This is a genomic window from Desulfitobacterium metallireducens DSM 15288 (assembly GCF_000231405.2).
GTDB classification, from domain to species: Bacteria; Bacillota; Desulfitobacteriia; order Desulfitobacteriales; family Desulfitobacteriaceae; genus Desulfitobacterium_A; species Desulfitobacterium_A metallireducens.
In genome coordinates this window covers 2,305,532-2,319,447 of sequence record NZ_CP007032.1, presented here as the reverse complement: position 1 = coordinate 2,319,447, position 13,916 = coordinate 2,305,532, and the positions used below count along the sequence as shown (strand labels likewise).

The following is a 13,916-nucleotide window of genomic DNA, read 5'->3' as shown; positions in this document are numbered from 1 at the left end:
CTGCTCCTAAAGAACATAATAAGAGGAGGGCTAAGCATGGCTGATCAAAAAAATCCGGGAATTCCTTTAACAGCAGAGCTTGAGAAATTTAAGTATGAGGTTGCTCAAGAGATTGGGATTGCGAATCGTAAGCATAAGAAGTTCCCGAATACTTAAGACGTTTAAGAATAGGGATACAGAAAGAGCGGGAATTTTCCCGCTCTTTTCTGTTCGATGACTAGTAAATAGAAATATGTTGAGGGTCACAGGACGTACCTAGTGCAGACTGCACCATGGACGGCATAGCAGATCTGCACGGCGAATTGGGAGGAAATCCCGTAACTTGCATCTAGCAGTTATGCCCTTAGCTTGGTCTGCGAGCGTCCGTCCGAGTGTCTGTAACGTAACTTTGCTTGCAAGAAAAATCAATGACTCTTATTGTAGATACGTCTGATATTCTTCACGCGTAATTCCCGGGTGCAGACACATCCCTAAAGCACCGGCAATAATTCGAGCCGCACTTTTAATTAGAGTATCAATTTCCTTTGGAGTCACCATTAGATTATTTGTGTATGGGGATAAAGCTTGAGTTAATATATGTTCCAATGTATCTGAATTAAATCCCTTATAGAGCTTGTAAAGACTGGGACTGGTTTTCAGCTCATCAAGTAACCCGTCCAGACAGCTGTGAGCGATAATTGCCGCATTGACAACGGTGGGTAGACCAATAGCGACCACTTTGCAACCTAAAGTTTCTTCGTTAATGCCGACGCGTCGATTTCCTACGCCTGAGCCGGGTGAGATCCCTGTATCACAAATTTGAATGCTAGTGCCGATCCGTTCGAGGGAACCCGCGGCCAAAGCATCAATGGCAATGACCCAATCCGGTTTAACATGCTCGACAAGACCACGAATAATCTCTGCCGTTTCGATTCCAGTGATGCCAAGTACTCCAGGGGCGATGGCACTTACATTTCTTAATTTTCCCTTGAGTTCGTCTGGAGAAAGTTGAAAAAGATGGCGAGTAACCAAAGTTTTATCAATCACTTGAGGGCCTAAAGCATCGGGAGTTGCATTCCAATTTCCTAAGCCAACAATTAGAACACTTGAGTTATCGTTGAGGTTCATCAAATTAACGAGTTCTTTTGCAAGAATTTCACTAATTTCATTATGAACTAAATAATTATTTTGGCGAATGTCTGGAGCATCAATGGTGATGTAGGTTCCTTGAGGGCGTCCCATTTCTTGAACCCCTTGTTCTGTTTCGATATCAATTGTGGTAATAACGGCGTGATCAAATTCGGCTTTGCTCATTCGTACGCCTGGAATCTCATCCTCGCTTTCTCCACGAAGAATTTCATGAGCTTCAACAGCCATATCAATATTGACATTAAATTCTCGGATGAAATCTGATTTTTTCATACAAATTTAACCTCCCACAGTTAATTTTCAAACTTTTGCGTAAAGGAAATAAAGAAAACTTGGCTTGCGCCAAGCCTTAGCGCAGGCGGAAGCCTTAGTTGCACTTATACTATCTACCGATAAAAACTTATACTTTCTGATACGTACAAAAAAATCACTGGCCCTCACGACCAGTGATCAAGAGGAGAAACGAAGGAAGAACTGGTGGGGGAAAGGTAGAAATTTATCCTACCGAAAAATAGTATTTGTGGATTAAGGGAAAATATACAAAAAATTTGTTAAGAAAATAACAGGCTGTGGTATACTTATAATAACTTGTCTTTTAACGTCAATTATTGTGCAATTATTATATTTTAGAGTGATGGTTATTTCTATCTCAATATCGAGGAGAACATCTATGCGAATTATTGCCGGGGAGATGCGAGGACGCAAACTAAAAACGGTATCGGGAATGGATACTCGTCCTACGGCGGATAAAGTAAAAGGTGCAATTTTTAATGTCCTAAGGGAGAAAGTGCAAGACGCACGAGTCCTTGATCTTTTTGCAGGAACAGGAAATTTGGCTCTAGAAGCGCTTTCCCAAGGAGCACAAGAAGTGGTCCTTGTTGAAAAAGCGTATACAGCTCAAAAAGTTATCCAAGAGAATTTAACGCTTATAGGGGAGGCTCAAGCCAAACTTTATAGCATGGATGCTTTTGAGTTTCTGAAGCAATATCCAGAAGCAAGATTTGATTTAATCTTTCTTGATCCTCCTTACCGACAGGAGTTGGTAAGCAAAGCGCTAAGTTCGCTTAGTGAACCTTGCCGCCTCACTGAATTTGGAGTGATTATTGCCGAAACGGCGTCTGAAGAAGAACTTCAGCTTAGTGAACCGTTTGAAATTCGTAAAACCAGTGAATATGGAGATACGAAAATCTGGTACATTCAGAGATGTATAGAATAGGGGAGGATGGCTTTGGAACACGATGTTTTTGAAATTTTAGAGGAATTAGAGGAAATCGTTGACCGCGGGACAAAAATTCCGATGACTGGAAAAGTATTGGTAGATGATTCGCAGATTTTTGAACTCATTGATCGAATGAGAACCTCTTTGCCGGATGAAATTCGGGAGGCGCAAAGAGTGCTCTATGAACGTCAAAAAATCCTTGATGAAGCAAAAGCTGAGGCTGACCATATTTTAGAACGCGGTAAATCTTATGTTGAAAAATTAGCCGGTGAAAATGAAGTCTCCAAACAAGCCCAAAGTTATGCAGAAGACCTTGCTCGCCAAGCCCAAAACTATGCGAAAGAAGTTAAGCTGGGAGCGGTCCAATATACAGATGAGCTTTTACAACGGGTTGAAAAGAGTGTCGGTGAGACCTTGCAGGCACTGCGTAAGAACAGAGAAGAGCTGAGAACATTAGCTAAACAGGATCAACGTGAAAAGAAAGTTGAATCAGCAGAATAAAGGGAATGAGCTATGGGACGAAGAGGCAACCAAAATGGTCGCCTCTTTTTCAATATGGCGTTTTGTTCATTATTTTTGAGTCAGAAAACGAACCCCAAGGGCCGAAATGAGGAAAAAAATCATAACACCGCAGAAGACCCAAACGCTGAGCCGCCAAGTCAATAAAAAGCCAGTCGCCGTTTTCAAAGAGGAGATTGGAAATAGGGGAGAAGATGCGGGAACCTTGATAAAAAGGAGTAAAATTTGACTCAAAATTGGGGCTAAGATACTTTGCAGAACGCGCCCAAGTAAAAAGGCTGAGAAGCGGAGATCAGTTAAACTCGTAAAACTTGCAACCTGTGCAAATACCGAAAGTCCACCCCAGGCCAGAACCGCACTCAGGACCGCCACCTGAACGTTAAGCCCAGAGAAAGCTTGGAGGCTGGTACGACAACCTAAGGTCGTTTCAAAGAGTGCATTCACCCCTGCCGTCACCCTGGGTAATGTAAAATGACCACCCGTTAACGACTCGAGAATAAGGGCCAAACCTGTTGTAAGATGCGTAGCGTTCAATAAGTTAATAAGGACAGAGAAAAAGGTAATAAACCCTCCAACGAGTAAAACAGTCTGGACACTTTGCCTCACAGCGTCACCTAAAAGTTGCCCAAACGGGCGTCCATCCTGATCTTGAGCTGTGAGTAGCTCCTGCCAGGCTCTTTTTAAAGAAATCGAAGCACTTATGTGTCCCTCGACAGGTTGATACCGATAAAATCGAAAGAGAATACCAATGATAAGGTTTGATAAATAGACGGCTCCAGCTAAGACAAGACCGAGCTCCGGTCTGCCCAGCATTCCCGAGGCGACTGCTCCAAACATAAATCCAGGGCTGGGGTTACTGGTGAAGGCCAAGAGACGTTCTCCTTCGATTTGAGTTAATTGGTTCTGCTGACGTAACTTACAAGTGAGAACGGCGCCAATGGGGATTCCGGAGGTATAGCCCATAGCCATGACAAAAGAAGCCTTTCCGGGAAGGTGAAAGAAAGGCCGCATTAAAGGCTCGAGGAGTATGCCCAGAAAATGAATGAAGCCTGCTCCCATTAAGAGTTCCGAGAGAATAAAAAAAGGGAGTAAGGCTGGCAAAACAAATGTCCACCAAAGGGTTAACCCGGTTGCCGCTGAAGAGACGACTTCCTGAGGGTATAAAAACATGGCAAGAGCTAAAAGAAAAAAAGGAAGAGTGCGGATTGCTGCTGCCATAATTCACCCGCCTTTCATCATACATAATTTATATGGAAGCTTACTAAGTCATAGAAGTAAGATTTTCAAGATTATGGGGATGAGGAGGAGTTAAATGAGTAAAAATGGGTTGATCTTGGGAGCGGGAGGCGCGCGAGGATTTGCTCATCTTGGCTTCCTTCAGGCACTGGCAGAAGAAGAAATAACAATAGATTTAGTCGTTGGGTGCAGCATCGGTGCGATCTTTGGAGCGCTCTATGCAGCAGGAATTGATCTCTATCGTTTGGAACGACTCCTTAGTCATCCGGGTTTTAGTCGCCAATTATTTGATATTTCTGTCTCGCGAGGAGGTTTCATTAAAGGCGATAAAGTGCTCGAAGCGATGCGGCTTTTAACGAAAAATCTCAGTTTCGAGGAACTCAAAATTCCATTAGCTATTGTTGCAACGGATATTGAAACAGGTGAATTAGTGGTATTTAAAGAGGGAAGCGTCGCCCAGGCAGTCAGGGCGAGCATTTCGATACCTGGCGTGTTTCAACCGTTTCGATATCAGGGCCATCTGTTAGTGGATGGCGCGGTTAAAAATCGCTTACCCATCCATGTGGGCCGGGAAATGGGAGCGGACAAGATTTTAGCAGTTGATGTTAAAAAAGGACTTTCAACAAAAATTAATAATGCAATGGATGTTTTGCTTCAATCGGTGGAAATATTAGAGGAAGAAGTTTTTCGGTTAGGATCAAGCGGAGCTGACTTGCTCATCCAACCAGAAGTGGGGCATATTGGCAGCTTGCAATTTGAAATTGCAAATGAAGCTATTGACTTAGGGTATCAAGCCGCTGCGGCGAAATCTTCGGAAATTCGTCGGATTTTCTTGTGAGGGGTTGAAAATGGGACGGAGTGTGATAAACTAAAAGTGTTTTGAAATGAAAAAGATGTCTCGACAAATCTACTTCTTTGATAAGAAGTAGTTTTTTTGGGGCAAACTAAAGAGAGAAAATGGGTGGAAAAGGAATTTAGGAGGTACAAACGTGAACATTCTTGTTATTAACTGCGGGAGCTCATCTCTAAAGTATCAGCTCTTAGACACAGAAACAAAACAACCTTCAGCTAAAGGATTAGTTGAAAGGATTGGTATGCCTGGATCGGTGTTAACGCATCGCAAAGCAGGTGGCGAAAAAGAAATTATTACAGCAGAGATCACCAACCATACGATAGCCATCAAACTGGTTTTAGATGCTTTGGTTAATCCGGAATATGGGGTTGTTAAGGATCTTAAAGAAATTGAAGCTGTGGGTCACCGCGTTGTACACGGCGGAGAAAAATTTGCTCAATCGGTTTTAATTGATGATGAAGTCATCAAAGCAATCGAAGAATGTGTCGAGCTTGCGCCTCTCCACAATCCGCCGAATATCGCCGGAATTGAAGCCTGCAAAGACTTAATGCCTGGTGTTCCTCAAGTTGCAGTCTTTGATACCGCTTTTCATCAAACAATGCCGCCTGAAGCGTTTATCTATGGTCTTCCTTATGAACTTTATGAACAATATAAAATTCGGAAATATGGTTTCCACGGAACTTCCCACAAATATGTCAGTCAACGTGCAGCTGCTCTGTTAGGTCGCCCTCTCGAAGATCTGAAGCTGATTAGCTGCCATCTAGGAAATGGTTCCTCCATTACCGCAATCGATGGTGGAAAATCGGTTGAAACTTCTATGGGCTTTACTCCTTTGGAAGGATTGATGATGGGAACTCGTTCAGGCGATCTCGACCCTGCGATCGTATCTTATATCATGCAGAAGGAAGATCTTACCTCGAAGAGAGTCAATGATTTCTTAAATAAGAAGTGCGGCGTTCTCGGAGTATCTGGAGTGAGCAGTGATTTCCGTGATATTGAAGGCGCAGCTGAGGAAGGTAATTATCGTGCTCAATTAGCCCTTAATGTCTTTGCTCATGACGTCAAGAAATATATTGGTTCATATGCTGCAGTGCTCAATGGAGCAGATGCAATCATCTTTACAGCAGGATTGGGAGAAAATTCCGCAACAATGCGTGAAAGCATAGCTGGAAACCTCTCTTATCTTGGGGTTGAAATCGATCCTGAAAAGAATAAAATCAGAGGTCAAGAAATTGATATCTCGACTGAAGATGCCCGTTGTCGTGTCCTTGTTATCCCAACGAATGAAGAACTGATGATTGCAATGGATACGTATGAGGTCGTGAAAGGTTAAGGAGTTTTCCTTGACAAAGAAAATTGTGCCAACTATAATAATGGTTGTGTATTGGAGTGTTAAGCGTGAAGGTTAATGTTGCTCAAGTTCGCCGTAATGAGAACGGAATAGCTCATTTTGATTTAGAAGAAGATTTTTCTGCTTATGAATCGGAACTTAATGGGCTGTCTTTTGCAGCTCCTGTACGCGTTCAACTTCAGGTGACCAACCTGGGAAAATCCCTTCTTGTTCTAGGCAAGGTTCAAACAAAGTTCAAAACGCAGTGCGGTTGCTGCTTAGACGACATTATTTATCCGCTCGAATTATCGTATGAGGATGAATGGGTTTATGGCGGTATGGCTATGGCTGAAGAAGAACAGAGTGAATCTGCTTTCATCTTTGAGAAAGATGAAATAGAAATCAATGAACGGATTTTTGAACAGATCGTGTTGGCTCTACCGATGAGATTTATCTGCTCTCCAGAGTGCCAAGGGCTTTGCCCAGTCTGTGGAGTTAATCGGAATCATACCTCTTGTGAGTGTGTGCTTGAGCAGACTGACCCGCGTTTAGCGGCGCTGGCCCAGTGGTCGAAGAGAGATTAAGGCTTTTGAAAGCTTAAAGGGGGTGTAATTATGGGTGTCGGTCAACATCGCCAATCCAAATCGAGAGTACGTAAACGTCGGGCTATGTGGAAGTTAACTGCACCAAACCACATCGAATGCCCCCAATGCCATAAACCGAAATTAGCGCATCACGTTTGCCCAAGCTGCGGTTATTATAAGGCAAAAGAAGTTATCTCCATGGGAGAATAAGTTCAGTAAAAAGGAGTCCATTATGGGCTCCTTTTTTTATACATATTTCTGCTTTATTTCAATTGATCTTTGGTTGAAAAGAGATTTTAACTGAGCTATAATTAGTACCAGGTCACAAAATGAGAATGCGGTGAGAAAATTGACTCGACATCATAAACAGGAGAGGCATCAAGCGCTCCTAGAGGAAATTGAAAAGAATCCCTTTTCAACGGATGAAGAGCTAGCGAAACACTTTAGTGTAAGCGTGTCAACGATTCGTCTGGATCGAACCGATTTAGGGATTCCAGAACTGCGTGAACGGACGAGGGCTGTCGCGCATGAAGCATATGGCACCTTAAAGTCTCTTGAAGAGCAGGAAGTCATTGGCCGGCTCATGGAACTTAAGGTCGGAGATTTTGGCCGTTCTGAGATGCTTATTGAGGAGAACATGGTTCTTGATAAAGCGAGAGTCGCGCGCGGACATCATTTATTCGCTCAAGCAAACTCCTTAGCAATAGCACTTGTAGACGCGGAAATGGCGGTAACAGGTAGCGTTGAACTGAAATTCCTTCGTCCAGCCCATCTTGGCCAAACGGTGATTACACAAGGGCGAGTGCTGAAACGAAAAGGGAACAAATATTGGGTTGATATCGTGGCGCAGGTAGAACAAGAAGATGTTTTAACTGGGCATTGGATACTTTTTGGTTTCGATGCAGAGATTAATCTATAAAGATTTGGAGGGTAATTGAGATGAAAATTGCCATCGATGCTATGGGAGGGGATTATGCTCCTGAAGAAATTGTCAAAGGAGCCGTTCAGGCAGCACAAGCTTATCCAGAAACTGAAATTATTTTGGTGGGGCAGTCTGAGCGTATAAATGAGTTCCTGCCTACCTCTGATCGACCACGAAATTTATCTCTGAGAGAAGCAACTGAGGTTATTAGCATGGACGAGCATCCCGCTAATGCGGTCCGTAAAAAAAAGGATGCTTCAATTGTTGTGGCTACCCGAATGGTTAAAGAAGGAGAAGCGGATGCGGTGGTCAGCGCTGGTAGTACTGGCGCACAAATGGCCGCTGGTTTGTTAGGCTTAGGTCGTATCAAAGGGATTGAACGCCCCGCGATTGGGACTGTGCTACCGACCTTAGAAGGGGGTAAGCTCCTCTTAGATGTGGGAGCTAATCCTGATGCTAAACCGGAACATCTGGTTCAGTATGCCATCATGGGAAGCATTTATGCTGAGAAAATTTTAGGGTTTACCCATCCGCGGGTGGCGCTTTTAAACATTGGAACGGAAGAGACGAAGGGTAATGAATTAGCCCAGACAACCTATCCCCTTTTGAAAGAAGCCCCCATTAATTTTATCGGCAATATTGAGGGACGAGATTTTCCTTATGGCCGAGCTGATGTTGTCGTTTGCGAGGGTTTTGTAGGAAACATTGTTTTAAAGACAACAGAAGGGTTATCTGGAGCTATCTTTCAACTCATAAAAGAGAAAATTACTGCGACACCGGTTCGCAAATTAGGAGCACTCGCGATTAAACCTGGCTTAAAAGAAATTGCTCAAATGATGGACTATGCCGAATATGGTGGCGCTCCCTTGTTGGGAGTGAATGGGATTAGCGTGATCTGTCATGGAAGTTCTAAACAAAAAGCAATCTTTAATGCGGTTCGGGTGGCACGTGAATGTGTGGAAAGCCAATTTATCGAAAAGATTCGTGAGGAGTTACCCTTGGTTAAAAAGTGAGGAAAGAAGGAGCACCATGTTAAATAGTGTAGGAATTGTCGGTACTGGATCATATCTCCCTGAAAAGGTTTTAACGAATGGTGATTTGGAGAAGATTGTAGATACGAATGATGAGTGGATTGTGAGCCGGACAGGGATTAAAGAACGGCATATCGCTGATCCGGATTCCTCCGTATCAGACCTTTGCTATGAGGCGGCTCTACGGGCGTTAGAAGATGCCAAGGTGGCTCCAGAGGAGATTGACCTTGTCATCGTTGCCACAGTGACTCCAGACTATGCTTTTCCGGCGACGGCAGGTCTTGTGGCAGATCGATTGGGTGCTAAAAATGCGGCTGCTTTTGATTTATCAGCGGCTTGTACAGGCTTTTTGTATGGGATTACCACGGGAGCTCAATTTGTGGCAACCGGGCTGTATCGTACAGTTTTAGTTATTGGAGCAGAAACCTTAAGTAAAATACTCAACTGGGAAGATCGCTCAACCTGTGTACTCTTTGGAGATGGTGCTGGAGCGGCAGTGATCCAGCCTGTGGAGGAAGGGTATGGTTTTAAGAGCTTTGAGCTTGGGGCAGATGGGGCTGGCGGTCATCTCTTAGCGATGCTGGGAGGGGGTTCTAAAAACCCGGCGACCGTTGAAACCGTACAGAACAAAATGCATACGCTCAGTATGGCTGGCAGTGAAGTGTTTAAATTTGCGGTACGAATCATGGGAGAAACTGCGCACAAAGTGATTGACAAAGCAGGGCTGCAGAAGGAGGATATCGACCTCTTTATTCCGCATCAAGCCAACTTGCGGATCATCGATGCTTCAATTAAACGACTCGGTATTGATTCTAAGAAGGTCTTTGTTAATCTGGATCGGTATGGTAATATGTCGGGTGCTTCAATCCCGGTCGCCTTAGATGAAGCAGCTCGGGGCGGACGAATAAAATATGGTGACAATCTTTTGATGGTTGGCTTTGGCGCAGGATTAACCTGGGGTGGTACAGTACTTAAGTGGGCAAAACGATAAGTGCAGCGAAGAGAATATTAGGATAGCCAAAAGATATAGCTCTAGAGTGATAGGATGAGAAAGGGTGCTTAGGGATGATCAAAAGCCGAATTTGTGATTTATTAAATATTGAATACCCCATTTTTCAAGGGGGAATGGCTTGGGTAGCAACAGGTGAACTGGCAGCCGCTGTATCAGAGGCGGGGGGACTTGGAATAATTGGTTCGGGTAATGCACCAGCGGATTGGGTAAGAGCAGAAATCAAGAAGGTGAAAGCCAGAACCTCGAAACCTTATGGAATCAATGTGATGCTCATGTCTCCTTTTGTTGAAGAGGTGATGCAAGTCGTTTTAGAAGAAAGGGTACCTGTCATCACCACAGGCGCAGGGAATCCTGGAAAATATGTTCAAGCCTTAAAAGAAGTAGGGACCAAGATTATTCCCGTGGTGGCTTCAGTAGCTTTAGCAAAACGCTTGGAGAGAGCTGGAGTGGATGCCCTCATCGCTGAGGGGATGGAATCAGGGGGACATGTTGGCGAAACGACGACATTACCTTTAGTCCCGCAGGTCGTTGATGCGGTCCAGATTCCAGTCATCGCGGCGGGTGGAATTGTTGATGGTCGAGGCTTGTTGGCAGCTCTTGCCCTTGGAGCAGAAGGGGTTCAAATGGGAACCCGTTTTATGTGTGCTGAGGAATGTACAATTCCGTTTAAGGTCAAAGAAGCTATTCTTAAAGCGAAAGATCGGAGCACCGTTGTTACTGGACAATCGACAGGGCATCCTGTCCGTTGTTTGGTTAACCACTTTACGCGTGAATTGACCGAATTGGAGAAGGTCGGAACCCCTGTAGCTGAACTTGAAAAATTGGGGGCAGGAAGATTACGGATCGCTATGGTCGAGGGAGACATTCAAAATGGCTCAGTGATGTCAGGTCAAGTTGCTGGGGCGGTTACCCGGATCGAGCCTGCGGCAGCAATTGTTCGAGACGTCATTGATGGAGCAGAACAGGAAATTCAAAAATTGAAGGAACGTTTTACGTTTTAAGAAGGAGAAAAAAGATGGGAAAATTGGCATTCCTATTTCCTGGTCAAGGTTCACAGGCTGTAGGCATGGGGCAAGAACTTTTCAATCTTCCTGAAGGACGTGATATTCTTGAGACGTGCCATCGCGTTTTAGGCGAAGAATGGGCACGCGTGATGTCTGAAGGTCCGGAAGAGGTTTTGCGGCAGACGGAAAATACACAACCCGCTTTACTCTTAGTTAGTGCTGCAGCTTGGAAAGCAGTTCAAAGTGCAGGAATTGAGCCTGATTTTGTGGCAGGGCATAGTTTGGGAGAATATTCAGCACATCTGGCAGCGAGCAGTTTAACGCTCGAAGAGGCCCTTAAGGTGGTTCGTCAGCGTGGAGAACTGATGCAGGCCGCGATGCCTGCAGGAAAAGGCAGTATGGCGGCAATCCTAGGACTCGATAAAACTAAAGTTAAAGAAGCATGCCGTGAAGCCTGTGAAGGCGAGGAATGGGTGGGGCCGGCTAACTATAACTGCCCTGGTCAAGTTGTCATTTCTGGAGAGGCTACGGCTGTTCTACGGGCTATCGAGAAAGCAAAGGCTTTGGGAGCCAAGCGTGGAATTCTTCTCGCCGTGAGTGGTGCTTTTCATTCTCCCTATATGAAAAATGTAGGGGAGAATTTAAGGACGGTCTTAGACCAGGTTGACTGGAAAACTCCCGCTCATCCCGTGATTGCTAATATTAATGCTCAAGTGATCCAAGAATCGGATCAGATTATCGAAAGCTTAGTCAATCAAGTGAGTGCCCCAGTTCTCTGGGAGCAATCCATTCGGTATCTTCAGGAACAAGGTGTGGATACCTTCCTTGAATTAGGATCGGGTAGAGTTCTGGCGGGCCTCGTTAAAAAAATAGTACCTGAGGCCACCCTCCTCAATGTCAATAATTTAGCAAGTTTAGAAAAGTCACTTGCATATTTAAAGGAGAGTAGATAAAATGTTTCTGAAAAACAGCGTGGCCATTGTAACAGGAGCTGGGCGCGGAATTGGTCGAGCCATAGCCCTCGAATTGGCTCGAGCTGGAGCTCAAGTCGTTGTGAATTACGCAGGTCATGCCGATCAGGCCGAGAAAACCGTAACAATGATTGAGGACTTGGGCGGACAGGCAATTGCCGTGCAAGCGGACGTCAGCCAAGCCTCGGATGTCGATCGCCTGGTCAAGAAAACTGTAGATACCTATGGAAAAATAGATATTCTCGTGAATAATGCGGGTATCACTCGGGATAATGTATTATTAAGGATGAAAGAGGCCGATTGGGATGCGGTTCTTAATACAAACCTTAAAGGCGTGTTCCTGAGCAGTAAAGCTGTAAGCAAAAGCATGATGAAGCAACGTTCAGGGGTGATTGTCAATATTTCATCTGTAGTAGGGGTTTCAGGTAATGCTGGGCAAGCCAACTATGCCGCAGCGAAAGCAGGAATTATCGGTTTTAGTAAGTCGATGGCTAAGGAGCTTGCTTCGCGCGGAGTGCGCGTTAATGCGGTTGCTCCTGGGTATATTTCTACAGACATGACGGAAAGCTTACCTGAAGAAGTTAAAGAACAGATTCAACACGGAATTCCTTTGGGACGGATTGGATCTCCAGAAGAAGTTGCTCAGACCGTTTTATTCCTCGCATCTCCAGCTGCGTCCTACATTACAGGACAGGTGCTTGCTGTAGATGGTGGAATGTTGATGTAAATGTGTTAATGTATATCTGTGAGAGGAGGTGATTGGGCAACATGGCAATTTATGATAAAGTAAAATCTATCGTCGTGGATCAACTTGGGGTAGATGAGGAAGAAATTTCCTTAGAAACTTCCTTCACAGAGTTAAATGCAGATTCTTTGGATATTGTTGAACTTATTATGGCTCTTGAAGAAGAATTCGATCTGGATATTCCGGACGAGGATGCGGAAAAGATTCGTACTGTTGGAGATGCAGTAAACTACATCAAAGAAAACCAATAGTGCCTAGAAAGTCCCGTAGAGCACTGCGGGACTTTCTTTAACCTAAAACTAACTGAGATTCTCCCTTCAGGTGACCTGAAGGGTTTCATATAAAGATGGAAAGACTTGAGCATAAGATGATTACAAATTGAAGGTTGAACAGGAGGAAAATCAGTGAAAATACCTGAACTCCATATTGCAAACTTAGTCGCCAAGGTTCCCGTTATTCAGGGAGGCATGGCGGTACGAATTTCTATGGCTCCTTTAGCGGCTGCTGTCGCAGAAGAAGGGGGAATTGGTTTAATTGCCGGGAGTGGTCTTACAGTCGAAGAATTGCGTCAGGAAATCCGAGAAGCTCGGAAAAGAACGCAGGGCATCATCGGGGTAAACATTATGTTTGCGGTCCGAGAATTTGCTCAACTTGTGAAAGCCGCATTTGATGAAAGAATTGACGTCTTAGTATCGGGTGCTGGATTTTCACGGGATATGTTTGGATGGGGTAAAGAAGCTGGAATTCCAGTTGTACCGATCGTTTCGACCGCTAAGCTTGCCCGAATTTCCGAAAAGCTTGGGGCAGCCGCAGTTATTGTTGAGGGGACTGAAGCGGGTGGACACTTAGGTACGGATCGATCCATGCGTGAAATTCTTCCTGAAGTCAGAGAAGCCGTGAAAATCCCTGTTATAGGGGCTGGTGGCGTGATGAATGGGCAGGATGTGGTCGAGATATTGCGGCTTGGAGCTGACGGAGTCCAAATGGGAACACGTTTTGCCCTAAGTGAAGAAAGTAGTGCAGCGCCAGAATGGAAAGCCCATTTACTCAACGCTCGTGAAGAAGATATGAGGATTATTCACAGCCCAGTGGGTTTACCTGGACGGGCTATTCGTAATCCCTTTACGGATGAGCTTGAGAATGATGGAGATGTTCGTCCTAAAAAATGTGACCGTTGCTTAAAAGATTGTGGAGCAAATTTTTGTATTATGGATCGCTTGAATAAGGCTCAGCAAGGAAATGTTCAAGAAGGCTTAGTTTTTTCGGGGGCCAAATATACCAAAGCCCAAAAAGTTTTATCAGTGTCCCAAATTTTTGAAGATATTAAGACTGAAATACTGCGTGCTGAGTGATCGATTAAAT

General features: G+C 44.5%; 17 protein-coding genes. 15 read left to right on the top strand and 2 right to left on the bottom strand.

The genetic code is table 11. The features are described 5' to 3' along the window. Window positions 1-36: 36 nt before the first annotated feature. Entirely contained in the window at window positions 37-156 is a 120-nt protein-coding gene (locus DESME_RS11340; protein WP_006716547.1) for a small, acid-soluble spore protein, alpha/beta type, read from the top strand. A gap of 258 nt (window positions 157-414) precedes the next feature. Here the strand turns inward: DESME_RS11340 and gpr are convergent, their stop codons facing one another. Beyond that, entirely contained in the window at window positions 415-1,401 is a 987-nt protein-coding gene (gene gpr, locus DESME_RS11335; RefSeq protein WP_006716546.1) for a GPR endopeptidase, read from the bottom strand. A gap of 397 nt (window positions 1,402-1,798) precedes the next feature. Here gpr and rsmD point away from each other — a divergent pair, with 397 nt between their 5' ends. Both rsmD and DESME_RS11325 read left to right on the top strand, forming a co-directional pair. Continuing rightward, a complete protein-coding gene (gene rsmD, locus DESME_RS11330) occupies window positions 1,799-2,344 on the top strand; it encodes a 16S rRNA (guanine(966)-N(2))-methyltransferase RsmD (protein WP_006716545.1) in 546 nt (181 codons plus the stop codon). Between the two features lie 12 nt (window positions 2,345-2,356). Further along, window positions 2,357-2,848, top strand: coding sequence for an ATP synthase subunit B family protein (locus tag DESME_RS11325; protein ID WP_006716544.1), 492 nt, complete (start codon window positions 2,357-2,359; stop codon window positions 2,846-2,848). Window positions 2,849-2,917: 69 nt separating this feature from the next. Here the strand turns inward: DESME_RS11325 and DESME_RS11320 are convergent, their stop codons facing one another. Beyond that, complete coding sequence (locus DESME_RS11320) at window positions 2,918-4,084, bottom strand: nucleoside recognition domain-containing protein (RefSeq protein WP_006716543.1); 1,167 nt, start codon at window positions 4,082-4,084, stop codon at window positions 2,918-2,920. 94 nt (window positions 4,085-4,178) lie between these two features. Between DESME_RS11320 and DESME_RS11315 the strand changes: the two genes are divergently transcribed. The 12 genes from DESME_RS11315 (at window position 4,179) to DESME_RS11265 (ending at window position 13,906) form a co-directional block, all read left to right on the top strand. Beyond that, window positions 4,179-4,940: a patatin-like phospholipase family protein gene (locus DESME_RS11315; RefSeq protein WP_006716542.1), complete on the top strand. Its 762-nt coding sequence runs from the start codon at window positions 4,179-4,181 to the stop codon at window positions 4,938-4,940. Between the two features lie 151 nt (window positions 4,941-5,091). Further along, window positions 5,092-6,288, top strand: coding sequence for an acetate/propionate family kinase (locus DESME_RS11310; RefSeq protein WP_006716541.1), 1,197 nt, complete (start codon window positions 5,092-5,094; stop codon window positions 6,286-6,288). Between the two features lie 65 nt (window positions 6,289-6,353). Beyond that, complete coding sequence (locus DESME_RS11305) at window positions 6,354-6,869, top strand: YceD family protein (RefSeq protein WP_006716540.1); 516 nt, start codon at window positions 6,354-6,356, stop codon at window positions 6,867-6,869. A 30-nt stretch (window positions 6,870-6,899) separates the two neighbouring features. Next, window positions 6,900-7,079 carry a 50S ribosomal protein L32 gene (gene rpmF / locus DESME_RS15730; RefSeq protein ID WP_006716539.1) on the top strand — a complete coding sequence of 60 codons (180 nt, stop codon included), beginning with the start codon at window positions 6,900-6,902 and terminating at the stop codon, window positions 7,077-7,079. 139 nt (window positions 7,080-7,218) lie between these two features. Further along, on the top strand, window positions 7,219-7,788 hold the full coding sequence (gene fapR, locus DESME_RS11300) for a transcription factor FapR (RefSeq protein ID WP_025248784.1): 570 nt from the start codon (window positions 7,219-7,221) through the stop codon (window positions 7,786-7,788). A 20-nt stretch (window positions 7,789-7,808) separates the two neighbouring features. Then, window positions 7,809-8,804: a phosphate acyltransferase PlsX gene (gene plsX / locus DESME_RS11295; RefSeq protein WP_006716537.1), complete on the top strand. Its 996-nt coding sequence runs from the start codon at window positions 7,809-7,811 to the stop codon at window positions 8,802-8,804. 16 nt (window positions 8,805-8,820) lie between these two features. Next, complete coding sequence (locus DESME_RS11290) at window positions 8,821-9,813, top strand: beta-ketoacyl-ACP synthase III (RefSeq protein ID WP_006716536.1); 993 nt, start codon at window positions 8,821-8,823, stop codon at window positions 9,811-9,813. Window positions 9,814-9,887: 74 nt separating this feature from the next. Further along, the gene (gene fabK, locus DESME_RS11285) at window positions 9,888-10,835 is read left to right on the top strand and encodes an enoyl-[acyl-carrier-protein] reductase FabK (protein ID WP_006716535.1); all 948 of its coding nucleotides are present in this window, start codon (window positions 9,888-9,890) and stop codon (window positions 10,833-10,835) included. Window positions 10,836-10,849: 14 nt separating this feature from the next. Beyond that, window positions 10,850-11,791 (top strand): ACP S-malonyltransferase, encoded by a 942-nt coding sequence (gene fabD / locus DESME_RS11280; protein ID WP_006716534.1) that lies wholly within the window; start codon window positions 10,850-10,852, stop codon window positions 11,789-11,791. A 1-nt stretch (window position 11,792) separates the two neighbouring features. Continuing rightward, window positions 11,793-12,536: a 3-oxoacyl-[acyl-carrier-protein] reductase gene (fabG, locus tag DESME_RS11275; RefSeq protein WP_006716533.1), complete on the top strand. Its 744-nt coding sequence runs from the start codon at window positions 11,793-11,795 to the stop codon at window positions 12,534-12,536. A gap of 41 nt (window positions 12,537-12,577) precedes the next feature. Then, on the top strand, window positions 12,578-12,805 hold the full coding sequence (acpP, locus tag DESME_RS11270; protein WP_006716532.1) for an acyl carrier protein: 228 nt from the start codon (window positions 12,578-12,580) through the stop codon (window positions 12,803-12,805). 153 nt (window positions 12,806-12,958) lie between these two features. After that, window positions 12,959-13,906, top strand: a complete 948-nt coding sequence (locus tag DESME_RS11265) for an NAD(P)H-dependent flavin oxidoreductase (RefSeq protein WP_006716531.1) — start codon at window positions 12,959-12,961, stop codon at window positions 13,904-13,906. Window positions 13,907-13,916: the final 10 nt, after the last annotated feature.